At 54.3% G+C, this 22019-nt stretch carries 26 protein-coding genes and 1 pseudogene; 26 read left to right on the top strand and 1 reads right to left on the bottom strand.

The genetic code is table 11. The features are described from left to right. Window positions 1-14: 14 nt before the first annotated feature. The 14 genes from rplR (at window position 15) to OLTU_RS30270 (ending at window position 8214) form a co-directional block, all read left to right on the top strand. Window positions 15-371, top strand: coding sequence for a 50S ribosomal protein L18 (gene rplR / locus OLTU_RS30335; protein ID WP_141736457.1), 357 nt, complete (start codon window positions 15-17; stop codon window positions 369-371). Between the two features lie 126 nt (window positions 372-497). Beyond that, window positions 498-992 carry a 30S ribosomal protein S5 gene (gene rpsE / locus OLTU_RS30330; RefSeq protein WP_141736909.1) on the top strand — a complete coding sequence of 165 codons (495 nt, stop codon included), beginning with the start codon at window positions 498-500 and terminating at the stop codon, window positions 990-992. A gap of 28 nt (window positions 993-1020) precedes the next feature. Next, window positions 1021-1206, top strand: a complete 186-nt coding sequence (gene rpmD, locus OLTU_RS30325; protein WP_141736456.1) for a 50S ribosomal protein L30 — start codon at window positions 1021-1023, stop codon at window positions 1204-1206. A gap of 22 nt (window positions 1207-1228) precedes the next feature. Then, a complete protein-coding gene (gene rplO, locus OLTU_RS30320) occupies window positions 1229-1672 on the top strand; it encodes a 50S ribosomal protein L15 (RefSeq protein ID WP_141736455.1) in 444 nt (147 codons plus the stop codon). 2 nt (window positions 1673-1674) lie between these two features. Continuing rightward, entirely contained in the window at window positions 1675-2997 is a 1323-nt protein-coding gene (gene secY / locus OLTU_RS30315; RefSeq protein WP_369696367.1) for a preprotein translocase subunit SecY, read from the top strand. Beyond that, window positions 2994-3635 carry an adenylate kinase gene (locus tag OLTU_RS30310; protein ID WP_141736454.1) on the top strand — a complete coding sequence of 214 codons (642 nt, stop codon included), beginning with the start codon at window positions 2994-2996 and terminating at the stop codon, window positions 3633-3635. The genes secY and OLTU_RS30310 overlap by 4 nt, the downstream gene beginning before the upstream one ends. A 120-nt stretch (window positions 3636-3755) precedes the next feature. After that, window positions 3756-3974 carry a translation initiation factor IF-1 gene (infA, locus tag OLTU_RS30305; protein WP_141736453.1) on the top strand — a complete coding sequence of 73 codons (219 nt, stop codon included), beginning with the start codon at window positions 3756-3758 and terminating at the stop codon, window positions 3972-3974. 69 nt (window positions 3975-4043) lie between these two features. Further along, window positions 4044-4157, top strand: a complete 114-nt coding sequence (gene rpmJ / locus OLTU_RS30300; RefSeq protein ID WP_141736452.1) for a 50S ribosomal protein L36 — start codon at window positions 4044-4046, stop codon at window positions 4155-4157. 11 nt (window positions 4158-4168) lie between these two features. After that, on the top strand, window positions 4169-4540 hold the full coding sequence (rpsM, locus tag OLTU_RS30295; protein ID WP_141736451.1) for a 30S ribosomal protein S13: 372 nt from the start codon (window positions 4169-4171) through the stop codon (window positions 4538-4540). A 24-nt stretch (window positions 4541-4564) separates the two neighbouring features. Beyond that, window positions 4565-4954, top strand: coding sequence for a 30S ribosomal protein S11 (rpsK, locus tag OLTU_RS30290; protein ID WP_141736450.1), 390 nt, complete (start codon window positions 4565-4567; stop codon window positions 4952-4954). Between the two features lie 194 nt (window positions 4955-5148). Beyond that, window positions 5149-6159, top strand: coding sequence for a DNA-directed RNA polymerase subunit alpha (locus tag OLTU_RS30285; protein ID WP_141736449.1), 1011 nt, complete (start codon window positions 5149-5151; stop codon window positions 6157-6159). A 17-nt stretch (window positions 6160-6176) separates the two neighbouring features. Then, window positions 6177-6563, top strand: a complete 387-nt coding sequence (gene rplQ / locus OLTU_RS30280; protein WP_141736448.1) for a 50S ribosomal protein L17 — start codon at window positions 6177-6179, stop codon at window positions 6561-6563. Window positions 6564-6660: 97 nt separating this feature from the next. Further along, window positions 6661-7095 carry a hypothetical protein gene (locus tag OLTU_RS30275; RefSeq protein WP_141736447.1) on the top strand — a complete coding sequence of 145 codons (435 nt, stop codon included), beginning with the start codon at window positions 6661-6663 and terminating at the stop codon, window positions 7093-7095. 24 nt (window positions 7096-7119) lie between these two features. Continuing rightward, window positions 7120-8214 carry an LptF/LptG family permease gene (locus tag OLTU_RS30270; RefSeq protein ID WP_141736446.1) on the top strand — a complete coding sequence of 365 codons (1095 nt, stop codon included), beginning with the start codon at window positions 7120-7122 and terminating at the stop codon, window positions 8212-8214. Here the strand turns inward: OLTU_RS30270 and OLTU_RS30265 are convergent. Beyond that, complete coding sequence (locus OLTU_RS30265; RefSeq protein ID WP_141736445.1) at window positions 8180-10000, bottom strand: hypothetical protein; 1821 nt, start codon at window positions 9998-10000, stop codon at window positions 8180-8182. The genes OLTU_RS30270 and OLTU_RS30265 overlap by 35 nt on opposite strands. Before the next feature lie 395 nt (window positions 10001-10395). On the opposite strand from OLTU_RS30265, the gene rimP reads away from it, so the two are divergent. The 12 genes and pseudogenes from rimP to OLTU_RS30215 all read left to right on the top strand — a co-directional run bounded on the left by rimP (window position 10396) and on the right by OLTU_RS30215 (window position 21984). Further along, window positions 10396-10851, top strand: a complete 456-nt coding sequence (gene rimP, locus OLTU_RS30260) for a ribosome maturation factor RimP (RefSeq protein WP_141736444.1) — start codon at window positions 10396-10398, stop codon at window positions 10849-10851. A 76-nt stretch (window positions 10852-10927) separates the two neighbouring features. Then, window positions 10928-12502 carry a transcription termination factor NusA gene (nusA, locus tag OLTU_RS30255; RefSeq protein ID WP_141736443.1) on the top strand — a complete coding sequence of 525 codons (1575 nt, stop codon included), beginning with the start codon at window positions 10928-10930 and terminating at the stop codon, window positions 12500-12502. A gap of 108 nt (window positions 12503-12610) precedes the next feature. Continuing rightward, window positions 12611-12748 (top strand): annotated as a pseudogene (locus OLTU_RS33325) (translation initiation factor IF-2 N-terminal domain-containing protein); the annotation flags it as partial. A gap of 79 nt (window positions 12749-12827) precedes the next feature. Next, window positions 12828-13025, top strand: coding sequence for a hypothetical protein (locus OLTU_RS32815; RefSeq protein WP_245676847.1), 198 nt, complete (start codon window positions 12828-12830; stop codon window positions 13023-13025). Between the two features lie 212 nt (window positions 13026-13237). Continuing rightward, the gene (infB, locus tag OLTU_RS30250) at window positions 13238-15643 is read left to right on the top strand and encodes a translation initiation factor IF-2 (protein ID WP_245676846.1); all 2406 of its coding nucleotides are present in this window, start codon (window positions 13238-13240) and stop codon (window positions 15641-15643) included. A gap of 107 nt (window positions 15644-15750) precedes the next feature. Beyond that, window positions 15751-16092 carry a 30S ribosome-binding factor RbfA gene (gene rbfA / locus OLTU_RS30245; protein WP_141736441.1) on the top strand — a complete coding sequence of 114 codons (342 nt, stop codon included), beginning with the start codon at window positions 15751-15753 and terminating at the stop codon, window positions 16090-16092. Window positions 16093-16106: 14 nt separating this feature from the next. Beyond that, a complete protein-coding gene (gene truB / locus OLTU_RS30240; RefSeq protein ID WP_141736440.1) occupies window positions 16107-17084 on the top strand; it encodes a tRNA pseudouridine(55) synthase TruB in 978 nt (325 codons plus the stop codon). Beyond that, window positions 17081-18247 (top strand): methionine adenosyltransferase, encoded by a 1167-nt coding sequence (gene metK / locus OLTU_RS30235; protein ID WP_141736439.1) that lies wholly within the window; start codon window positions 17081-17083, stop codon window positions 18245-18247. The genes truB and metK overlap by 4 nt, the downstream gene beginning before the upstream one ends. A gap of 86 nt (window positions 18248-18333) precedes the next feature. After that, window positions 18334-18933: a HAMP domain-containing protein gene (locus OLTU_RS30230; protein ID WP_141736438.1), complete on the top strand. Its 600-nt coding sequence runs from the start codon at window positions 18334-18336 to the stop codon at window positions 18931-18933. 24 nt (window positions 18934-18957) lie between these two features. Next, complete coding sequence (ruvA, locus tag OLTU_RS30225; RefSeq protein WP_141736437.1) at window positions 18958-19713, top strand: Holliday junction branch migration protein RuvA; 756 nt, start codon at window positions 18958-18960, stop codon at window positions 19711-19713. Between the two features lie 25 nt (window positions 19714-19738). Then, window positions 19739-20782 carry a Holliday junction branch migration DNA helicase RuvB gene (ruvB, locus tag OLTU_RS30220; RefSeq protein WP_141736436.1) on the top strand — a complete coding sequence of 348 codons (1044 nt, stop codon included), beginning with the start codon at window positions 19739-19741 and terminating at the stop codon, window positions 20780-20782. Between the two features lie 89 nt (window positions 20783-20871). Beyond that, window positions 20872-21984, top strand: a complete 1113-nt coding sequence (locus tag OLTU_RS30215; protein ID WP_176737092.1) for a porin — start codon at window positions 20872-20874, stop codon at window positions 21982-21984. Window positions 21985-22019: the final 35 nt, after the last annotated feature.

Raw genomic sequence — 22019 nt, 5'->3', positions numbered from 1 at the left:
GGTAGGATTGCGTCATGGCAAGCACAAATTCGAAATACGCGTCGCGTAAGAAGCGCAAAACCAGGATCCGTAAGAAGATCTTCGGTACGACTGAACGTCCCCGTCTGAGCGTGTTCCGCTCGGCCCGGCACGTTTATGCCCAGGTGATCGATGACACCAAAGGCGTGACACTGGCACATGTGCACAGCTTTAAGAAAGGCGCCGAAGAGCGTGCCGGCAAGGCTGCTTGTACTGAACTTGGCAAGAAGCTGGCGGAAGCCTGCAAGTCCAAGAACATTACAAAAGTTGTGTTTGATAAAAATGGTTATGCTTATCACGGCCGGATCATGGCTTTGGCCGAAGGCGCCCGTGAAGGTGGCCTGGATTTCTAAGAGTCATGGTGGAGGCACAAGTCAGTGGCAAAAGAAATAAGTCCTAAAGATAATAAGCGCGAAGATAGACGTGATCGTGGAGACCAGCGCGGCCGTGAAGGAGCTAGCTCCGCCGGTGAAGACAACCTGCAAGACAGAGTTGTGAACATCGCTCGCGTGGCCAAAGTTGTGAAGGGCGGTCGCCGTTTCAGCTTCAGTGCCCTGATCGTGGTCGGTGATAGCAAAGATAAAGTGGGCTTCGGCCTTGGCAAAGCCAACGAAGTTCCCGATGCGATTCGTAAAGGATCGGATCAAGCGAAGAAGAACATGATCACTGTTCGTAAGAACGGTGGAACGATTCCTTTCGAAGTCGTCGGCAAATACGGCTCCGCCAAGGTTCTGATGTACCCTGCTAAAAAAGGTAAGGGCATCATCGCCGGTGGTGCAGTGCGTATCATCGCGGAACTCGCAGGGATTCAAGACATCGTGTGTAAGGTCCACGGTACCCGCAACCACCAAAACGTGGTGCGCGCGGTCATCAACGGCCTGAAGCAGTTGGAAAGCCTGGAAGAGTATGCGAAGAACCGTGGAAAAGAGGCTCATGAAGTCTACCAGGTTCGTAACGCGCAAGCACAAGCTTAATTTGTAACGCGCTAGGCGGAGTTCCCCTATGTCGAAGATTATTGTCAGACAAACCCGGAGCCTGATCGGCAACAACCCGAACAACCGCAAGGTGGTTCGCGCTCTCGGTCTGGGCCGGATTGGCAAAACGAAGGTCCATAAGGATAACAATTGCATCCGCGGGATGATCAACAAAGTCCGCCATCTCGTTGAATACGAGTTGGTAAACGACTAAGGATGCGTAAGTGGAGTCTATCATGAAGTCGTTGGAAAATTTGCATCCAGCCCCCGGATCGAACAAAGGCAAGAAACGTCTTGGTCGTGGTCCTGGCAGCGGTAAGGGCGGCACTTCGGGTAAAGGCCATAAAGGTCAGAAAGCCCGTAAGAGCGGAAACGTCCGCGCCGGTTTCGAGGGTGGTCAGACCCCTATGTACCGTCGTCTGCCAAAACGCGGTTTTAAAAATCCTTCTCGGATTGAATACAATCCGATAAACTTGGATGCTCTGAACGCTTTTGACGCGGGTACCGTTGTAACCGCAGAATTGTTAGCTCAAGGTGGATTGTTGCGCAAGCCTAATATGCCCGTCAAGTTGCTCGGCCGCGGCCAGCTGAACAAAGCCTTGACTATCAAGCTTCACAAAGCAAGCAGCGCAGCAAAAGCAGCAGTGGAAAAGGCAGGCGGTAAAGTTGAGGAGATCTAATAGTGGGACAGCGGATATCATCTCTGCCTGAGGTGACTCTCAATCACTTGACCAAGAAAATCCTGTTTACACTGGGTTTCTTGGCTCTCTACCGGATTGGGGTGCACGTTCCCATCCCGGGGGTAAATTCGGAGGCTTTGGCTGAGTTTTTCAGAAGCCAAGGCGCCAACCTCTTTGGCATGTTTAACATGTTCTCTGGGGGCGCCCTCGAAAGGTTCAGTATTTTTGCCTTGGGTGTGATGCCATATATCTCGGCTTCCATTATCTCTCAACTCTTAACCGTTATCGTTCCGCACCTGGAAGCGCTTTCGAAAGAAGGCGAGGCCGGTCGCAAGAAAATCACTCAGTATACGCGTTACGGCACGATTGTGATTGCTCTGGTTCAGGGCTTCATGATCGCGCGAACGCTGGCCACAACCTCGATGGGAGCGGGTTCCTTTGTAACGGACCCGTCCACCAGCTGGGCTGTGCTCACGACGATTTCGTTGACCGCTGGTACCGCTTTCGTCATGTGGCTGGGTGAGCAGATCACCGAACGTGGCGTGGGCAATGGTATCTCGCTCATCATCTTCTGCGGTATCGTTGCCGGCTTGCCCAGTGTGATCGGCAACACCTATGAAAAGTTCAATAGTGCAGAAATGGACCTGGCTGCGATTGCGATTCTTATTGCCATCGTCATTGTCGTGACAGCGGGTGTGGTGTTCATGGAGCAGGGCGCGCGTCAGGTTCCGGTTCAGTACGCAAAACGCCAGGTCGGCAATCGGGTTTATGGCGGTCAGACTTCGCATCTGCCCATTCGGGTGAACACCTCAGGTGTGATTCCCCCGATCTTTGCCAGTTCGCTCCTGCAGATTCCCGTGACGGTGGCTCAGTTCGCCCAAACAGGACTCTTTGCGAGCGTGGTGGGAACGGTTTTGATCCCTGGTGGATGGCTCTACAATGTGCTCTACCTCGTGATGATCATCTTCTTCACCTTCTTCTATACGTCGATTCAGTTCAAGCCGGATGATATCGCGGAAAACCTGAAGAAGCATGGCGGCTTTATTCCTGGCATTCGCCCCGGCGCAAGAACTTCGGAATATCTGGGTAAGATCATAAACCGTCTGACCCTGACCGGTGCTATCTATCTGAGTGCGATCTGTTTGATCCCCTCATTGATCACCGATAGTTTCAACGTTCAGTTCTATTTTGGTGGCACCAGTCTTTTGATTATTGTCGGTGTCGCTCTGGAAACTTTTAGACAAATTGACGCGCATCGCCAGTCCCTCCGTTACGAGGCGTTCATGAAGAATACCAGTATCAGGAGCAGAGGAGGCCGGCGTTGATAGTCATCCTTACGGGCGCTCCAGGCGCAGGCAAGGGCACTCAAGCAGACCTTCTCGCTCAGCGGGAAGGTTATAAAAAGATCTCAACCGGTGATGCCCTCCGCAAGCAAATCAAGGAAGGCACCGAGATCGGCAACAAGGCCAAGTCCATTATGGCCGAAGGCAAGCTGGTACCCGATGATGTTCTCCTCGGCATTCTGCAATCCGAACTGGAAGCGGCGCGCGGTTTCCCCATCCTGTTGGATGGTTACCCTCGCAACGTGGCGCAAGCCAAGGCTCTGCAGGATCTGGTCGGTAAGAACGGTATTCGCGGCGCGATCCATCTCGAAGTTGATCCTGGTGCGTTGATTCAGCGCATTAGTGGCCGTCGTACCTGTGTGAACTGCGGCGCCAGCTACCATGCGACCACAAATCCTCCGAAACGGGAGAAGGTCTGTGATCGCTGCGGTTCGGAAGTGGTTCAGCGTCCAGATGACACGGAAGAGAAGGTCAAGGTCCGTCTGGGTGTTTATGAGAGTGAAACCCGTCCGGTTCTTGATTTTTACAGAAACCTCGGCCTCTATCACCGTGTGGATGGTAATGGGACGACGGAAAGTGTGTATAAGGCTCTCGCTGCTCAGCTTCGTTCGCTCGCCTGAACGAAGCGGTTGTGGGTTCTGGGAATCAGCGGTTTTCACTTGCTGAACCAGGGGCAAGTGTGTAAAGTTTCGCATCTGTCAACCCTGGGCAGGCATTCAGGCGTAAATCCGAGGAAGGCAATGGCCAAGGAAGATGTGATTGAGGTCGAAGGGGTCGTGAAAGAGCCACTCCCCAATGCGATGTTCAAGGTAGAGCTCGAAAACGGCCACGAAGTATTAGCTCATATTAGCGGCAAAATGCGCATGCACTTTATTCGCATCCTGCCCGGCGACAAGGTCAAGCTGGAGATCTCTCCGTATGATCTCGGTCGTGGAAGAATTGTTTACCGCGCGAAGTAAGAGAAATAGGGCGGGCACAGCGAAGGATGACGACGCAATTCGTGCCCTAGTCATACGAGAGGGTTCTTGATGAAAGTTAGAGCAAGTGTGAAGCCTATCTGTGATAAGTGCAAGGTCGTTCGTCGTAGTGGCGTGCTGCGCGTGATCTGTGAAGTCAAAAAGCATAAACAGAGACAGGGCTAAGGAGTTAGGGAATGGCACGTATTGCTGGTGTTGACCTTCCTGGTCAAAAAAGAGTTGATATTGCACTGACGAGCATCTACGGCATCGGCCGTCGTTCCGCTGTCGTCATCGCGGAAAAAGCTGGTATCCCTGCGACCAAGAAAGCTGCTGAGCTGAGCGCTGAAGAGGTCAACTCCATCCGTAAAGTTATCGACGGTGAAGGCATTCTGGTTGAGGGTGACCTCCGCCGTGAAGTTTCGCTGAATATTAAGCGCCTCATTGACTTGGGCAATTACCGCGGTCTGCGTCATCGCAAAGGCCTTCCTGTTCGCGGTCAGCGTACAAAGACCAACGCGCGTACGCGTAAAGGTCCTCGTAAGACGATTGCTAACAAGAAGAAGTAACCGCGTTAAAAGGAATAGGTTGATATGGCAAAGGCTACTGTCGTTAAAAAGCGCAAGACGAAAAAGAACGTCCCCATGGGGGTCGCTCATATTCAGGCCACCTTTAACAATACCATCGTTACCATCACAGACCTTAACGGTGAAGTGGTGGCCTGGTCGACTGCAGGCGCCAAAGGCTTCAAGGGTTCGCGTAAAAGTACGCCCTTCGCTGCTCAGGTTGCCGCAGAAGAATGTGCCCGCAAAGCCATGGACGCCGGCATGCGTTCCATCTCGGTTCTGGTTAAGGGTCCAGGCTCGGGTCGTGAAAGCGCCGTCCGCGCTCTGTCGGCTGTCGGCCTGAAGGTCAACTTGCTGAAAGACATCACTCCGGTTCCGCATAATGGTTGCAGACCGCCAAAGCGGCGTAGGGTCTGATCAGGGCTGAATGGTCCAACACTGCGGCCTGATTTAGAGAAGGCCGCGATATTTCTAGACCAGCAGAAAAATGCTGGTAGAATGACAGTACCGGGCCATCAAAACAGCCGCGTTCATGAGTCGTTTCGGAAAGAAGCCCGCTCATGAAATCAGGTCTTATTCATCATTAACGGAATCAAGACGGAGAAGCGTTCATGCATCGCAATTGGCAAGACTTGATCACTCCTAATAACGTAGAAATTGCCGCCTTGACCGATACCTATGGCAAGTTTATTGCGAAGCCGCTCGAGCGCGGTTATGGTATCACGCTTGGTAACTCGCTGCGACGCGTGCTTCTCTCAAGCATCAATGGTGCGGCTATCGTTGCCGTCCGTATCGAAGGCGTCGATCACGAGCTGAGTACGATCACGGGCGTTAAGGAAGACGTAACCGATATTATATTGAACCTGAAGCAGGTCAATATTCGTTATTTGGGCGAAAACGATGCCCGCATTACGCTGAAGTCGAAAGGTGATGGCGTCCTGCGCGCTGGTGATATTCAAGCCAGCAGCGATGTGGAAATCCTGAACCCGGACCAGCATATTGCTACAGTCGGTGAAGACGGTACGCTGTCGATGGAAATGATCGTGCGCCACGGCCGCGGTTATGTCTCGGCAGATGCTAACCGTACGGAAACGATCCCGACGGGTTATATTGTAACCGATTCGATCTTCGCTCCCGTTCGTCGCGTTGCTTATAACGTTTCGAACGCTCGCGTGGGTCAGATGACTGACTACGATAAACTCACGCTGGAAGTTTGGACCAATGCCGCGGTTCGGCCGGATGATGCACTGGCTTACGCAGCAAAGATTCTGAAGGAACAGCTGACGATCTTCATCAACTTTGATGAATCGGAAGAAGTGGAAGCTCGCGGTTCGGAAGAAACCATTGAAGCACGTCCGCAATTGAACGAAAACCTGTTCAAGACGGTCGACTCGCTGGAGCTGTCGGTTCGCGCTGCCAACTGCCTGGAAAACGCCAACATCAAGTATATTGGTGAGCTGGTGACGAAGACTGAAGCTGAGATGCTGAAAACCAAGAACTTTGGTCGTAAGTCTCTCAACGAAATCAAGGACATCCTGGCTGAAATGGGCCTGTCCCTTGGTATGAAGATCGACGGATTTGATCCTTCGATGCTGAGACAAAAAGAAAGCGAAAGCAATTAAAGGTTAAGAGGCTAGTTATGAGACACAAGCACGGCTATCGGAAACTCGGTCGCGATTCAGCTCACCGTAAAGCTCTTTTGCGGAACTTGGCCACGTCGTTGATCACTCATGAGCGTATTACAACGACTTTGCCAAAAGCCAAAGAACTGCGCAGCGTTGTTGAGAAAATGGTGACTTTGGGTAAGAAGGGCAGTCTGCACCACCGCCGTCAGGCCGGTGCCTACCTCTTCGAAAAAGATGCTGTTGCCAAAGTCTTTGGTGACCTTGCTGCCCGTTTTAAAGACCGCCAGGGCGGTTATGTTCGGATCCTGAAGCGCGGTCTCCGCGTCGGTGATGGCGCTCAGATGGCCATGATTGAGTTCGTGGACTTCGAACCCAAGGCGAAAGCTGCGGAAGCCAAATAAGCCAAAGACCCGCCCCAACCGGCGGGTTTTTTTTCGCCCCCTCGCCCCAGCGGCCCTGGCTATGGTAAAATATGCCATACGTACTGGGAGGTAGCCTATGTCCTTTCGCAAGCCAGGTCTGGTTCCGATCTTTCTGCTCCTCGCGCTCTCCAATATTTCCTGTCAAAAAATTCAGGTTCTCAAGGATGAAATCGATGTGACGAGCTTCGCGTGGACGGGTGGCACGGTGTTTGGTGAACCCTTTCAGGTGACGACCAAACAGCTCCATTTTGATACCGGCGATCTCTTTGGGAAGGATGTGATCCTCGAAGGTGATATTCTGGAACGGGGTGAGTCGAGCACGCATCTGGTGATGGCAGATCCGGATGGCCGCATCCTGGTGGTCCTGACGGCAGTGGACGAATCCTATCGCATGCTCGGCGAGGAAACGGTCAATCGCGTGAAAATATTGGGCCGCCTGGAGCGCGGGAAAAAAGGCCTCCCATATCTGCTTGCGAAGGCTGTCCGGCCAGGAGTAAAGTCGTCGCAGTAGGGTTGGTCCAGGCGAAGGCGGAACATGACTTTATTCTTCTATGTGCTGCGGGATTTCATTCGGTATGTATTCGGGACCTTGCTGCTCGTCGTTTTTCTATTCCTGCTCTTCGACTTTATTCATAAGACCACGCGCTACATTCCGCGCTACAACCCGGAAACGGCGCTGCTCGTCAAATACTACATCTACCTTCTGCCGAGCCTGATTATTCAGGCTCTGCCGATCGCTTCACTGCTCGCATCAGTGATCACCATGGTGCTCCTGAGCCGCACGAACGAAATCACCGCCATGCGGGCTGCCGGCATGGGACCTTTAAGGGTCGGGATGCCGATCGTATTGGGTGGACTCGCGCTGTGTCTCGTTGGAATTTTTCTGGGCGAGTATATCCTCCCGCGCTGGTCGGAGAGGATGCACTACATTCAGGAAGTGCAGATCGAAAGAGGCTCGGAAACTCAGATCGCTGAAGGGGCCCGCTGGGTCAAGGATGAGAACGTTCTTTACAATTTCCGCGACTACGATCCCATCACCAATGTCATGACCGGGGTGCGCGTGATCGAGACGGGCGATAATTTCCGCCCGAAAAAAAGCCTCGAAGCCCGCCTCGCTACCTATCGTCCGGAAAGTACGGACTGGCTGCTTGAGGATGTGAAAATCCTTTATTTCTGGCCCAAAGGCACGCTGTCCTATACCGAGCGCAAGGACGTGATGCCGGTCAGCATTCCCGTGGAACCGGTCAAACTTAAAAAAGAACGGCGCTATCCCAACGAGCTTTCCTCCGCCGAACTCGTTGACACCATTCGCAAGGGTTCAGCCTCCGGCGTCGATATCCTCTCCTATCGGGTGGAACTGCACACCAAGCTGGCCTTTCATTTCGCACCCTTTGTGGTGTGTCTGATCGGTCTAAGGTTTGGTTATCGCTCCGAACGTACCATGGAAACTGCGCGCGGCGTTCTGCTCGCCGTGGCGATTGGAATGAGCTATTGGTTCTTCCTCAACGCCGCCCGGGCTCTGGCCAAGCGGGGAATATTGCCGCCAATTCCGGCCGCCTGGTCGGCTGATTTCATTCTGCTGGCCTATTCCGTTCTTAATATTTGGAACCTGCAGCGGAAACGGACATAAACAGCGTCCGATTGTTTTTCGCATCCGCTCGGATATGCCCCTGGGCTGTCAGCTCCCGCAGATAGCGGCGCAGGGAGCTTTCCGGAATATGGGTGGCTTCCTTCAGACCTTCCATCGAACGTGGTCCATGCTGGAGGGCCCGCAGAATATCCTGCCTTCGTTCATTTTGAAGATTCGCCGGTGTGGGTTCAAAGCTCAGAGCATCCAGATTCAGCCGCAGCATGCCCTGTGATTGGATCACAAGAGGCGCCAGCATAAAGCGAAATTGAAAGCGCAAACGCGAGACCGCATTGCGCAGTTTCTGTTTCCATCCTTCCAGCGAAGCAGCCTGATGCCACACGAGATCCTGCACATCCTGAGTCGGCAGAGCCTTGTGCGGATGCCGTAAAATCTGCTGGAGCAGCCGATTCAAAACGGGATAAAGGCTGAGGTCCACCCGGTACACATCATTGACAAGGTAAAGACCCGATCCCAGACTCTTCAGATTCGGCGCGAAAAAATATCGCAGGAGCCGCAGGCTTAAGGCCATCAGTTCCGGGTTCACATGCCGGGGCATGCGGCCACGCGCATGCGCCAGCCAGAGACCGATAATGCGTCGCCGCAGGCGGTCCTGGGACAGGCGCCGGGCCCGCCTGAGGGTCTGGAGACATTCGTGAAATTCCCCCTGTCGATAAAGATGCGCCGCCTGCAACAGGGCACCAAAACTTTGCAGCTCGTTATAGGGCATGCTTTGCAAAAGCCGCAGCTCCTGAAACCAAAAGTCCATCAACTCCGGATCATGCCGCAGGGGATAGTGATGCAGCATGAGCCCCAAAAGCCGCGAACGGGCGCAGGCCGCAAGCAGGCCATTGCCCAGATTTTCCTGCTGAAAAAGAACCTCTTTCAACGCCGGAACGCATGGCACCGCATCCGCGTTTTGAATGTTCTCGAGCCCTTCGATGCAGTGGGTCAGCCACAAAAGTTCGGGGACATGTTCAAACTGAGGCTGTTCGGTGGCCGCGGTATCAGGCAGCTGACTCTTCCATAGCGCAGCACCCAGGCCCTGCTCCGGATTGATGAGATAGGCCGCGACCGCCATCAGCTGCGGCTGATTTCCGGCATGTGGCAAGTCATCCAGGGTTTTGCGCAGCTGATGCTGCAGCCGCAACTGATCAAACCAGCGGGCTGATATGCTGGCAATATAGAGATGAAAGGCCAGGCCATAAACCTCAGCCAGGGGCGTTCCTACCCAGTGGACACTGGCGCTGCGCAGAAGGCCGATGACCGTATCGTTATCAAGTTTTCCATTCAGATAACTGACGATGGTGGCCTTCAGTTCCGTCAGGCGTTGCCATTCACAGGCCGCGCCGGCACTGGGAAAACAGGCATAAAGCTCCCAGGCCTCATTCATGGCATGCAGGGCCGCCAGGCGATCTGCCACCCGGACCCAGGCCACCTGCAAAAGAAGATCATGAGGAAAGAACGCCGCCTTCTTCAGATCCGCTGCCACGCGTTTGAGATCCTTGAGTGTTTGCAGATTCAGCGCACGAAAGGCGAGATGTTCCTGCTCATCCTTAAAAACACGCTGCCTGATCCGCATCATGCTCGTCTGCCAGGCATCATGATCCTTGCAGCGTTCACGCACATAGCACACGAGGAGTTCCTCCCGCGTGCTCAAGCGTTCCGTCTGCTGATCCGCCCACTGCATCAGGCCGCGAAAATCCCAATGCCGCAGATAGTCCTCAATCGGATGGGGGCGATTTTTGTCGACGATGAGATGACGGCGTTCAACGCGATGGGGTGCCAAACCTGGGCGGCTCCAACATATAATATAATGAAACTATTGAATTTTTATCATGGCGATTACGGCTGCTGGATGATTCAAAGCATGGTACCGCTTTTTCCGCGCAAAGGCCAATTTACAACTCTTATTGCGCGGGCTTGGACGCGTAGAAATAGGTCAAAAGAGTTGACTTTCGCGGGGGGACCTGTTAAACGTCGATCGTTAGATTGTACGCCGTGAACCCAGGCAAATACTCCATGCGAGTGAAGGGGGGTTCAGCGTACGGCTTCTGCACGTCAGCTCGCAAGTACCAGCGGGCGATCGGCCCTCATGTTGACCCAAATCAATCATGGTTTATATGAATGCCTTGCTCACTGTGATGGTGCGTGCTGGGCTTTTTTATTTGTGGTGTTTGAACTATGAATCGCCAGCAATACGACAAGATAATCGAACTTATCAATCCGAAGATTGCCCCTCTTGGCTATGAATGTGTCGAAGTTGAGTGGGATGGAGTCGAGGAAACGCTTCGCGTCTACATTGACAGGCCTGAAGGCATCAAAATGGAAGACTGTCTTCGCGTGAACGATCTCTTGATCGAAGCCAATGACCTTGATGCATTGGTTCCTGGCGACTATCGCCTGGAAATCAGCTCCCCAGGTATAGAACGCCCACTCCGCACGCGCGAACATTTTTCACGCGTGATCGGCCAAAAAATAAAGGTGCGTTTGACAGAAAGAACGCAGAACAGAATGGAAGGTGCAGGGAAGCTTCTTGGAATAGACCAGGATGATATCGTATCCTTAGAGTTGCCGGCAGGTGTCTGGAACTTTCCATTCCAAGCGATTCGCAAGGCCAATGTTGTGTTCGAGTGGTGAAAAACGCTCACATGATATTGGAACTACGGATCTTTTTTAACTTTTTTGACAACTTCTTGAGAAGGAACGACCGACGATGACTCTAATCGATAGTTCAGAATTAGAATCCGAGCTCCGCAAAGTCATTTCCGGCGTCAGCCGCGACAAAAATCTGGACAAAGCAGTGATCATCGACGCTCTCCAGCAGGCTGTGGTTCATGCCGCACGCCGGACTTTGGGGGCGACGGCCGACCTTGAAGCTCATTATAACGAAGAAACCGACGAAATCGAACTCTACCAGTTCCGTACGGTTGTGGATGATGATGATGTCGCCAATGAGAGTTTGGAAATCGCCCTGACCGATGCCCGCAAACTGGACTCCGAAACAGTCCTGGGCGACGCCATCGGTATCAAGATCGACACCTCCAAATTCGGTCGTATCGCAGCCCAGTCGGCGAAGCAGATTATTGTTCAAAAGGTGCGTGACGCAGAGCGTTCGCAGATTTTTGATGAATTCAAGGATCGCGTCGGTGAAATCCTGAGCGGTTATGTTCGTCGCTTCGAACGCAACGACATCATCGTCGACCTGGGTCGCACCGAAGCTGTGATTCCGTATAAAGAGCAGGTTCCTACGGAAAAATTCCGCGTGAAAGACCGGATCCAGGCCTATGTGGTCGACGTCAAGCGTTCGAGCCGTGGTCCGCAGATCATCATGTCACGCGCCCATCCTGGATTCCTGGTGGCGCTCTTCAGTCAGCATGTGACCGAAATCTATGATGGTATCGTCACGATTGAAAGTGCCGCCCGTGATCCTGGTTATCGTTCAAAAATCGCCGTTTATTCCCGCGATTCTGCTGTCGACCCGGTCGGCGCCTGCGTGGGTATGAAAGGTTCGCGTGTGCAGGCCGTTGTAAATGAAATCAACGGTGAGAAGATCGACATCGTGCCTTACGATCACGATCCGGCCCGCCTCGTCTGTAATGCTCTGGCCCCTGCGGTTGTGAGCAAGGTGATTGTCGATGAAGACAATCACAGCATGGAAGTGATCGTGGGCGATGACCAGCTCTCACTGGCTATCGGGAAGCGCGGTCAAAACGTGCGTCTCGCGGCTCAGCTGACCGGCTGGCGCCTCGACATCAAGAGTGAGTCCTCCATCGAAGAGAAAATGGCAGGTGCCAAAACGAATCTTGTTCGGATTGAAGGCCTGGATGACATGATGGCAGACCTCCTGCTTCAGGAAGGCTTTACCACTCCAGCAGAAGTGGCTCAGATGTCGCCGCGTACTCTGAATCGTCTTTTGAACATGGATCAGGAGCAGGCTCTGGAGCTGATTGAACGGGCAAAACGCGTGGCCAGCAGTACGCCGACAGCAACTCGTGCTGAGCCTAAAAAGTATGCGCCAGTCGATGACGTCCTGGCAAATTCCTCTGCGTCCCCCGTTACACTTGACAATAAGGCGGAAGACTCTCAAATTAGCGAGCGTGTGAAGGTCTTTTTGGAACTGTCCGGGGTCGGTGAAGCAACTGCGCATGCATTGGCTGAAGGCGGCTACGTCACAATAGGTGATATTGTGGCGGACTCTGCCGAGGAAGTAGCCCAGAAAACGGGATTGTCGATAGGCGTCGCACGGACCATTCAAATGGCGGCTGATCGCTATCTTCAATCCGAATAATGAAAAGAAGGGAAAGAGGGCTCGAAAAACGAAGTCACTTTTTCCTTTCCCTTTGCACTCAAAATACTGAATGAATGCTAATGAGATACCTTGGGGGACTCAGAGCGAATGTCCAAAATTCGTGTCTACGAATTAGCCCGCGAGCTAAAGATCGAAAGTAAGTTGCTTGTCAACAAGCTGAAAGATATCGGAATCGAGGTCTCCAGCCACCAGAGCACTTTGACTGCAGACCAGATTGTCCGTATCAAACGCGAGTTGAGTGGTGAGGGAGCTGGCAAGGCTCCTAAAGCAAGCCCTTCTGTTATTCGCCGCCGCAAGGGTCCTGGTGAAGACAGAGAAGCAGCTGCGTCATCGGACGATGTCGATCATGAGGTGGCGGCTCAAAGCTCTGAAACCACCTCTCATGAAGAACCTGAAGAAGAAGTCGCTCCTGCTGTTGCTGCTGCTCCTGAAGTGGAAACCGCTCCTCCGTTGGCGCCAGCCGAACCGGAAGCTGTTGAACCAGAACCAGAACCTGAAATAAGCGAGCCAGAACCTATTCAAACTGCTCCACAAATCGAACAACCTGCAGCCAGCGCCGCACCGGTGACTCCCGCTGTAGAGGAGGCTCCCAAACTCGAGGAGCCAGAAACCCCAAGCCCGCGGATGGACGTCCGGCCTCCGGCCCCGACTCCTCCCCCCGTGCGTCAAGAGGCGCGTGCACCCAGCTCAGCGCCTGTCAGCGAAGGACGACCCATGCAGCGCCCAGAGAGTTCGACTTCCACCGAAACGGCGAAAATCGTCAGACGCGAAGCGACGACGCCACCACCCGCAAGACCGGGTGGAGCGACGATCGTTCGTCGTGCTCCTCCTCCCGAGGAGGAACAACCGCGTCCACGCTCGGCTTCCACCGCGCGTATTATGCCGGTTGGCCGTGGTCCCGCGCCCCGCATTGGCGGTGGTGAAGGCGGTGGTGGTGGAGGAAGCGGAATTACCATCGGTCCACGTATCGGTGAAAACCGGCGTCCCATCGGTCCCATCGCCAAAGGTCCAGATCTGGATCTGCCGGTCGACGGTGGACTGGGCATCGGCACCAAAACCTGGCGCGATGATGGTTCCAAGGCCAAGGAAAAGGATAAGAAACGTTCCTTCGCGAATGTCGAAGGACCGGAAGAAAACGTTATTAAAAAGGCTCTGAAGCCGAAACGCGATCAGCTCAACCTGAGAGCGCTTTTGAAACAGGCCGAACCGCTGGATGAAGATGGCGAGGACATTGAAGTTCTGCCGGAAGCTCCCGTCGATGATAAGAAAAAACTGGTCTATACGCCGCAATCCTCTGGCCGTCGCAAGGATCTGAAGCGTCGTAAGGACTTGAAAAAGACCCAGCTGACCACCCCACGGGCGTCGTATCGTGTGGTGAAGATGGGCAACGAAATCACCGTGGCCGAGCTGGCCAAGCAGCTGTCGGTAAAAGCCGCGGAGCTGATCAAAAAGCTAATGTCGCAAGGCATCATGGCAACGATGAACCAGCCCCTGGATTTCGATACGGCCACGCTTTTGGCTTCGGAATATCACTTCGAAGTGAAGAGCAACGTGGTCTCGATCGAGGACATTCTGTCGGATAAGAAGAAGGCTCAGGACACGGCAGAATTGGAAGAGCGTCCGCCGATTGTGACCATCATGGGTCACGTCGACCACGGTAAAACGTCGATCCTCGATGCCATCCGGAAAGCCAAGGTTGCGGCCGGTGAAGCGGGTGGGATTACCCAGCACATTGGTGCCTATACTGTGGATAAGGACGGTCGCAAGATCGCATTCCTCGACACCCCGGGTCACGAAGCCTTCTCGGCCATGCGTTCCCGCGGTGCGAAAGTTACTGATATCGTGGTTCTGGTGGTCGCGGCCGATGACGGCGTGATGCCTCAGACCATTGAAGCCATCTCGCATGCCCGTGCTGCGAATGTGCCGATCATTGTTGCCATCAACAAGATCGACAAGCCCAACAAGAACCTCGATCGCGTCTATCGCGAACTCGCGGATCAAGGCATCCAGTCGGAAGAGTGGGGCGGTGAGACGCAGTACGTTAAGGTTTCGGCTCTGCAGGGCATCGGGATCGAGGAACTGCTCGACGCGATTCTGCTCCAGGCCGAAGTGCTTGAGCTGAAAGCCCCGATTGATGTTCCGGCCTCAGGGGTTGTGGTGGAAGCCCACCTGGATAAAGGTCGCGGTCCTGTGGCCACGATGATGATTCAGAAGGGTATGGTTCGCGTCGGTGACTTCGTGGTGGCTGGTACCACCCTCGGTCGCGTCCGTGCCATGCATGATCATACAGGCAAGCGCCTGAAGGAAGCCGGTCCCTCGACTCCTATCGAGATCGTCGGTCTTTCCGAGGTGCCGATGGCCGGTGATCAGTTCGATGTGGTGGAAGATGAAAAAACCGCCAAGGACGTCGCCACATGGCGCCGCGATCAGGAGCTGAACAAAGCGCAGAACCGTTCGTCGGCTGCTACGCTCGATCAGCTGCTGGCGAAGGCCAAGGCTGCTGATGCTCTGGAAGTACCGGTCATTATCAAGGCCGATACCATGGGCTCGGTGGAGGCGATTGCCGAAGCTGTCATGAAACTCAATACCGATCGCGTTCGCAACCGTATCGTCCACAAGGCCGTCGGTGGCATCAACGAATCGGATATGGCCCTGGGCGCAACGTCAGGTGCCGTGATTATCGGCTTTAACGTACGGGCCGCACGTGGCCTGGATGATATGGCTGAAAAGCAGGGTGTTCTGATCAAGTACTTCAGCATCATCTACGACATCGTCGATGTTCTGAAGTCGATCATGGCCGGTAAACTGCCTCCGGTGCAGAAAGAGGTTATCCTCGGCCACGCCGAAGTGCGCGCCACCATCAAAGTTCCGAAAATCGGCCTGATCGCCGGCACCTCGGTTCTGGATGGCAAGGTTACACGAAACTCGCTCTTGCGCCTCGTCCGTAACGATGTGGTCATTTACAGCGGTCGGATCGGTTCGCTCCGCCGCTTCAAGGATGACGTCAAAGAAGTTGTGCAAGGTTATGAGTGCGGTATTGGTATCGAAGGTTACTCCGACATTCGCGAAGGCGATGTGATCGAGGCCTTTGTTATCGAAGAGCACGCACCAGCGCTGTAATAAGAAAACACGTTTATGGATCCCCTGACCTGGTCAGGGGACAAGGGCTCAGGACGGCCGCCAATAAATGGCTGTTTTTGAGCCCTTTTTGTTAAGGATTGAATGTTATGAGTCTCCGAACTGAACGCATGGCTGATGAAATTCGGGATATCCTGGCTGCCAATTTTCAAGGCGGCCGGATGAACGATCCACGCCTTGAATTTGTGACCATCACAGCGGTGAAAATCTCGCCGGATCTGCAGGTGGCCACGGTTTATTTCCGTACCTACGACAGCAGCAAGCCCGAGCGGGCCAAGAAAGGTTTGGAATCCGCCACAGGGTATCTGCGCAAGCAACTGAAGGTCCTCGACATTCGCCGGGTTCCCGAACTTCGCTTTGTCTATGACAGCACCCTTGAATCTGCGGAACGCATTGAAGGGATTTTGCACAAGATAGCTGAGGAAGATTAAATCGGGAGCCGCGTGTGAATCGTCCGCAAGTAAGAAAGATCGTTCCGATCGATGGCCTGCTGCTTGTCTATAAACCGGCAGGCATGACGTCGAAGGATGTGACCCGCTGGTTTCAGCAGCGCATCGGTAAAGTAAAAATGGGTCACGTGGGAACCCTGGACCCGCTGGCGGAAGGGCTTTTGCCACTCCTGTTTGGCAAGGCCACCCGGATCCAGGATTTCCTGTTGGCCGGAACCAAGGCCTACGAATTTGATGTGGGCTTTGGTGTGGCCACCGACACGCTGGATGCCGATGGGCAGGTGGTCGCGCATGCTCCGAAGGACCACATCACCGCGGACCAATTGCACAAAATCTGTGAATCCATGGTCGGCGACTTCATGCAGGTCCCGCCGCTCTATTCCGCCATTAAATTCCAGGGCAAACCCCTTTACGAATATGCAAGACAGGGCAAGGCGGATCAGGTTCCGCTGCAGCTCCTGCGCAAGATCATTCAGATAGAAGAGCTCCTTTGTTTGCGGTACGCCGATGGAGTCGGAACCTTCCGCATTCGTTGCTCAAAAGGGACTTACGTGCGGGTCGTGGCCAGCCAGATCGCAGAACAGGCGGGCTCTCTGGGCACCATCACCCGCCTTTTGCGGCTCAGCAGCGGTGATCTTTCCTGTGACAAAGCGTTTACGCTGGACGAGCTTGAAAATAACCTGGAGAATCTGAATCAGCAGATCATCCCCATTCAGGATATCAACCTGGCAATCCCGAGCTGGCGGGCTCTGGACACCACGCTGGTGGAGCGTTTGAAGATGGGGCAGGAGATGCACGTGGAAATGAAGACCTTTGAGGGCGGGCTCACCCATGATGGCGTGCGTCGGGCTACAATTAGATCGCTTGACCACGTGATCTTAATTGATAACAATGGAAAGTCTTTCGGAATAGGTAGCGCTCAAGTGCTCAATACGGGGCGCATAGCGGTTAGAATGAAGAGAGGACTCGCATGAGCGGACAACTCAAGAATTATCTTTTTACTTCGGAATCTGTCAGCGAAGGTCATCCGGACAAAGTCTGTGACCAAATCAGTGACGCCATCCTGGATGCTTTGCTGGCTCAGGACAAGTATTCTCGCGTTGCCTGCGAGTCCCTGGTGAAGACTGGTCTGGTCGTTATCGCCGGTGAAATCACGACCAAGGCTGTGATCGATTATGCAAAGATCGCGCGTGAAACGATCGATGAGATCGGTTACAACGATGGCGCTCTCGGCTTTGACGCCAAGAGCTGCGGCGTGATTCTGTCGGTCGAACAGCAGTCGCCTGACATCGCGATGGGTGTGACCGAAGGCGAAGGTCTGCACACCGAGCAGGGTGCCGGTGATCAGGGTATGATGTTCGGTTACGCCGTGAATGAGACGGCCGAATACATGCCAGCCACCATCAGCTACGCGCACCACCTTCTCGACAATCTTTCGAAGGCCCGCCGGAGCAAGGCCGTTCCGTTCCTCCGCCCTGACGCCAAGTCGCAGGTGACCGCGGAATATCGCGACGGCAAGCTGAGCCGCATCGATGCTGTTGTGGTTTCGACCCAGCACTCTCCCGACGTTTCGCACAAGGACCTCGAAGCCTTTGTGATCGAGGAAGTGGTGAAGAAAACCATTCCGGCTCACATGCTCGACGCCAAAACCAAATATCATATCAACCCCACCGGTCGCTTCGTGATCGGCGGACCACAGGGTGACTGCGGTCTGACGGGTCGCAAGATTATCGTCGACACCTACGGCGGCCACGGCGCTCACGGCGGTGGTGCTTTCTCGGGCAAGGATCCGACGAAGGTGGACCGTTCGGCTGCTTATATGGGCCGTTACATTGCCAAGAATATCGTCGCGGCCGGCGTCGCGGACCAGTGCCTGGTTCAGCTCGCCTATGCGATCGGCGTCGCCGAACCGGTCAGCGTGTTTGTGAACACATACGGCACAGGCAAGGTTTCCGAAGAGAAGCTGTCCAACGTGATCCGTGAAGTGTTCCGCCTGACCCCACGCGGAATCACCGAGAGCCTCGACCTTCTGCGTCCTATCTACAAGAAAACGGCTTCCTATGGCCACTTTGGTCGCGACATCTTCCCCTGGGAACGTCTCGACAAAGTCGACGCTATCAAAGCCTGCTTGAAATAAAGTCTGGACGGGCCCTGCAGCAGCAGGGCCTTTTTGCCTCCTCTTTACGATTCCCAACTCTGCGGCCGCCAGTTATAGTGGTGGTTATGAAGCAAAAATTTCAGCGTCAAAAGCAAAGGCTCATCCTGATCAACCGGGACTTCCAGTTCCGTTACACAGGTGCGGCTGTCCTGGTCGGTCTGCTCTCCACGATTCTGACCACGAGTGTGATCCTCTATCCGCTCTATCAATTCGAAATCCTCCGTATCCCGCGCTTTCTGCCCTGGCCTGTCCTGGGTGTGATGGCAATGGCTGCACTTTTGAATGTTCTCCTGGTCGGATTTATGGGAATTTTAATAACGCATCGGCTGGCCGGGCCCATGTATTCCCTGGTCAGACAGTTCCGTCGCGTCGAGGAAGGCCGCTGGTATGGTCAGATGAAAATTCGCGACGGCGATGACATGCGTTATGTGGTGCGGAATTTCAATGCCATGCTGGATGCCATCAACAAGCAGACCCAGATGGATTTTGAAAAGCTGCGGCACGTTCGGGAGCTTCTGGTCGCCGATAAGGTGCAGGAGAGCGAGCGGATCGCCAGCGCCCTGCTCGAACTGAAAACGCTTGATGAAAAAATGCGCGAGCGTTTGCATGCTGAAAACGAGCATGATATCGAAATGGAAACGGAACCTCCCACCCGTTTGCACTGAACCTCCCTTTTCGTGGATTGACTCATGTATATTGAACGACTGACAGGAACCTTCTACGCCAGTCTCCCGACCGGTATCATCCTGGATGTTCAGGGTGTGGGCTACGGCCTGGAACTGCCGCTCTCCACGCTCTGTCAGCTGCCCAAGGTGGGTCAGAAGATATCCCTTTGGATCTATACCTACGTGCGCGAGGACGCGATTCGGCTCTTTGGTTTTCGCAGCTATGAGGATCGGCAGGCCTTTGAAACCCTGTTGAGCCTGAGCGGCGTCGGCCCCAAGGTGGCCCTGGCCATACTTTCCACGCTGACCGTCAATGCCCTGGATCGAGCGGTGTCGCAGGATGATGGCAAAATCCTGGAAAGCGTGCCTGGTGTGGGTCCCCGGCTGGCCGAAAAAATCATTGTCGACCTGCGGCCCAAAATGATGAAACTGAAAGCCGCGCAACTGCTCGATCTTCGGGAAGAGCATAGCCGCAGGGATACCGCTGATTTCGATGGACCCTTGCCGCTGGATCATGGCCATGACCGCCAGGAGCAGCAGGAGATGGTCTTTTCGGATCTGGTATCGGCTCTGGAAAATCTTGGTTACAAGGACAAAACCATCACGCCACTGCTCACCAAACTCAGAAAGGAATCGGGGCATCTGGCCTTTCCTGATCTGATGCGACAGGCTCTCAAGCAATTGAGCCAGGGAGCTTTGGGAGCGATTGAGCAGAAAAAACGCGAAACCAAAGGCGCCAAAGGACGGGATCTCGGTCTGGCCGAGAACGAGCCTTTTTAGTGGTTTCGTGAAGGAATTATAAACGATGGATCCCATACATATTCAGTTGCAGGAACCTGCTCCCAGGCGAAACGAGGAGCTGACGCAGCCGACCTACATGGAAATCGATGAGAACCTGGAGCAGCAGCTGAGGCCCCACCGTTTTGTCGATTATCCTGGCCAGGAAGCGGTTAAGAACAATTTGGAAGTTTATGTGGCCGCCGCTCGCAAACGCGGGAAACCTTTGGACCACATCATCCTGCATGGGCCTCCCGGTCTGGGCAAGACCACGCTGGCGAAGATCGTGGCCCATGAGATGGCTGTTCCCTTTTATCAGACCAGCGGTCCTTCGATTGACAAACCGGGGGATCTGGCGGGAATTCTGGCCGGAGTCGAGCCGGGCGGCGTGCTTTTTATCGATGAGATTCATCGGCTCCCCATTACGGTCGAGGAAATTCTTTATTCCGCCATGGAAGACTTCTGTATCGACATCCTTGTCGGTCAGGGACCAACTGCCCGCACAGTGCGCATGCCGATCAATCCTTTCACGTTGATCGGGGCGACCACGCGGGTGGCCAGCCTTTCCGCGCCTTTCCTGAGCCGCTTCGGGATTCAGGAGCATCTGGAGTTTTACGATGCCGCCTCGCTGGCGAAAATTCTGCAGCGGAGCGCGGGGCTTTGGGGTGTGGAGCTTGCCGAGGAAGGGGCCTTTGAATTGGCCCGACGCTCGCGAGGAACGCCGCGGATCGCCAACCGGCTCCTGCGCCGGGTACGCGACTTTGCCGACTTCCACGGAGTCGAGCGGCTGGATCATGATATTGTGGATCTGACCTTGACCCGATTAAATATTGACCTCGCTGGACTGGATCGTATGGATCGGCGCATCCTTCGCGTTCTGCAGGAACGCTATAACGGAGGCCCGGCCGGCATTGAGGCTCTGGCCTCGACCATCGGAGAAGAGCGGACCACGATTGAGGATGTCTACGAGCCCTTTCTTACTCATCAGGGCTTTATTCGGCGCGGGCCGCGAGGCCGTGAGTTGACGCCACAGGCCTTGATACACCTCGAAGCTGTGAGTCAGATGGTCTAGCTTCGGGAACGGGCCGGGATTGCACTTGAAGTGGAATGATGGCCTTCGTTATGATGGATCACTTGATAGCTTTTGCCAGGAGGTTCACTGTGAAGGTCTCGCGCGTTTCGTTGAGTATGGCTGGTCTTGCTTTGGCTCCCAACCTGCACGCCGCACCTGAAATCGAAATTGGATCGGAATATCAACTGAACGTTGTGCATTCCGACAACGGTCTGAACGAGGAAGCCAAACAAAGCAGTACCACCAGCTTCAATCTGAAGGGGGCGAAGGTTGTTTTTCGCGGCAAGCTTTCGGATGATATTTCCTGGACCGTTCTTTACAAAGCCAAGGAAAGCGAGCTGGAACGCATTTACGTGACCCATCGGGTGAATGAGAACCTTGAGCTTACCCTGGGCAAGCAGAAGAACAAGCTCTACGGTCTGCATCGCAAGCTTACCAGTGGTGTCACGACTCCGGTTGTCGCCGCCCACCTCGCGCACAACCCGATGAAGGACCGCGTTGCGATTGATATCACCTATAAGCTCGCTGGCTCCCTGTCGCTGCAACTGATCGATGACTATAGCTGTGCTCCGAGCAACACCAGCTGCAAAAGCTGGAACCAGGGCAAGGATGAGCCTATTGTCACCAATAGCAGCGAAACGCAGACGGTGCAAAAGCAGCCGGCAGCGGCCTTCGAATGGTACGGCAGCTTTGGTGAACTTTCCCCGTTGGTCCAGTATGCCGTTTATGACCTTGGCAAGAGCAGCTCGGCGTCGGCGGGTCTGCGTTACAAGACCGAAACCGTGGATGCCTATTTTGATTACACGATGGATACCCGCAACAACAAGGGCGTGGACTCGACGGATCCGACGAAATCGGCCAAGGAAAAAACCACGTACACCGGTATGGTCGTCTATGGCGAGTTCAAGACCGGTCTCTATTCGCCCTTCGTTCATTTCTCGACACTGGCCACCGATCCTTTCCAGGCTCCTGGTTCAACGGAGGTCGACACCGTGGCTTCCGAGTCGAATGGCGCGGGGAAACTTGATAGGAATGCAATGATCGTGGCGGTCGGAACGCATTTCGAAAACTGGGGCGCCTACTATCGTCCCTTCGTTGACGTTACGCTCTCGCGTGGGGAATTCGTTGATCCGAGCAACCCAACGAAGAAAGAGGACCGGACGAAAACGGACCTTGTCGCCGGTTTGATCGGCAAGTTCTAAGACAATTGGAAATTTTCTGTTAAGCTGAAGCCCGT

Origin of the sequence: Oligoflexus tunisiensis, from assembly GCF_001748245.1 — a bacterium.
GTDB classification, from domain to species: domain Bacteria; phylum Bdellovibrionota_B; class Oligoflexia; order Oligoflexales; family Oligoflexaceae; genus Oligoflexus; species Oligoflexus tunisiensis.
This window is presented reverse-complemented; position numbering and strand designations above follow the sequence as displayed.

Coding starts and splice junctions, on each gene's coding strand:
- rplR (WP_141736457.1), top strand. CDS start 15: ATGGCAAGCACAAATTCGAAATACGCGTCGCGTAAGAAGCGCAAAACC.
- rpmD (WP_141736456.1), top strand. CDS start 1,021: ATGTCGAAGATTATTGTCAGACAAACCCGGAGCCTGATCGGCAACAAC.
- rplO (WP_141736455.1), top strand. CDS start 1,229: ATGAAGTCGTTGGAAAATTTGCATCCAGCCCCCGGATCGAACAAAGGC.
- infA (WP_141736453.1), top strand. CDS start 3,756: ATGGCCAAGGAAGATGTGATTGAGGTCGAAGGGGTCGTGAAAGAGCCA.
- rpmJ (WP_141736452.1), top strand. CDS start 4,044: ATGAAAGTTAGAGCAAGTGTGAAGCCTATCTGTGATAAGTGCAAGGTC.
- rpsM (WP_141736451.1), top strand. CDS start 4,169: ATGGCACGTATTGCTGGTGTTGACCTTCCTGGTCAAAAAAGAGTTGAT.
- rpsK (WP_141736450.1), top strand. CDS start 4,565: ATGGCAAAGGCTACTGTCGTTAAAAAGCGCAAGACGAAAAAGAACGTC.
- OLTU_RS30285 (WP_141736449.1), top strand. CDS start 5,149: ATGCATCGCAATTGGCAAGACTTGATCACTCCTAATAACGTAGAAATT.
- rplQ (WP_141736448.1), top strand. CDS start 6,177: ATGAGACACAAGCACGGCTATCGGAAACTCGGTCGCGATTCAGCTCAC.
- OLTU_RS30275 (WP_141736447.1), top strand. CDS start 6,661: ATGTCCTTTCGCAAGCCAGGTCTGGTTCCGATCTTTCTGCTCCTCGCG.
- OLTU_RS30270 (WP_141736446.1), top strand. CDS start 7,120: ATGACTTTATTCTTCTATGTGCTGCGGGATTTCATTCGGTATGTATTC.
- rimP (WP_141736444.1), top strand. CDS start 10,396: ATGAATCGCCAGCAATACGACAAGATAATCGAACTTATCAATCCGAAG.
- nusA (WP_141736443.1), top strand. CDS start 10,928: ATGACTCTAATCGATAGTTCAGAATTAGAATCCGAGCTCCGCAAAGTC.
- infB (WP_245676846.1), top strand. CDS start 13,238: ATGCAGCGCCCAGAGAGTTCGACTTCCACCGAAACGGCGAAAATCGTC.
- rbfA (WP_141736441.1), top strand. CDS start 15,751: ATGAGTCTCCGAACTGAACGCATGGCTGATGAAATTCGGGATATCCTG.
- metK (WP_141736439.1), top strand. CDS start 17,081: ATGAGCGGACAACTCAAGAATTATCTTTTTACTTCGGAATCTGTCAGC.
- OLTU_RS30230 (WP_141736438.1), top strand. CDS start 18,334: ATGAAGCAAAAATTTCAGCGTCAAAAGCAAAGGCTCATCCTGATCAAC.
- ruvA (WP_141736437.1), top strand. CDS start 18,958: ATGTATATTGAACGACTGACAGGAACCTTCTACGCCAGTCTCCCGACC.
- ruvB (WP_141736436.1), top strand. CDS start 19,739: ATGGATCCCATACATATTCAGTTGCAGGAACCTGCTCCCAGGCGAAAC.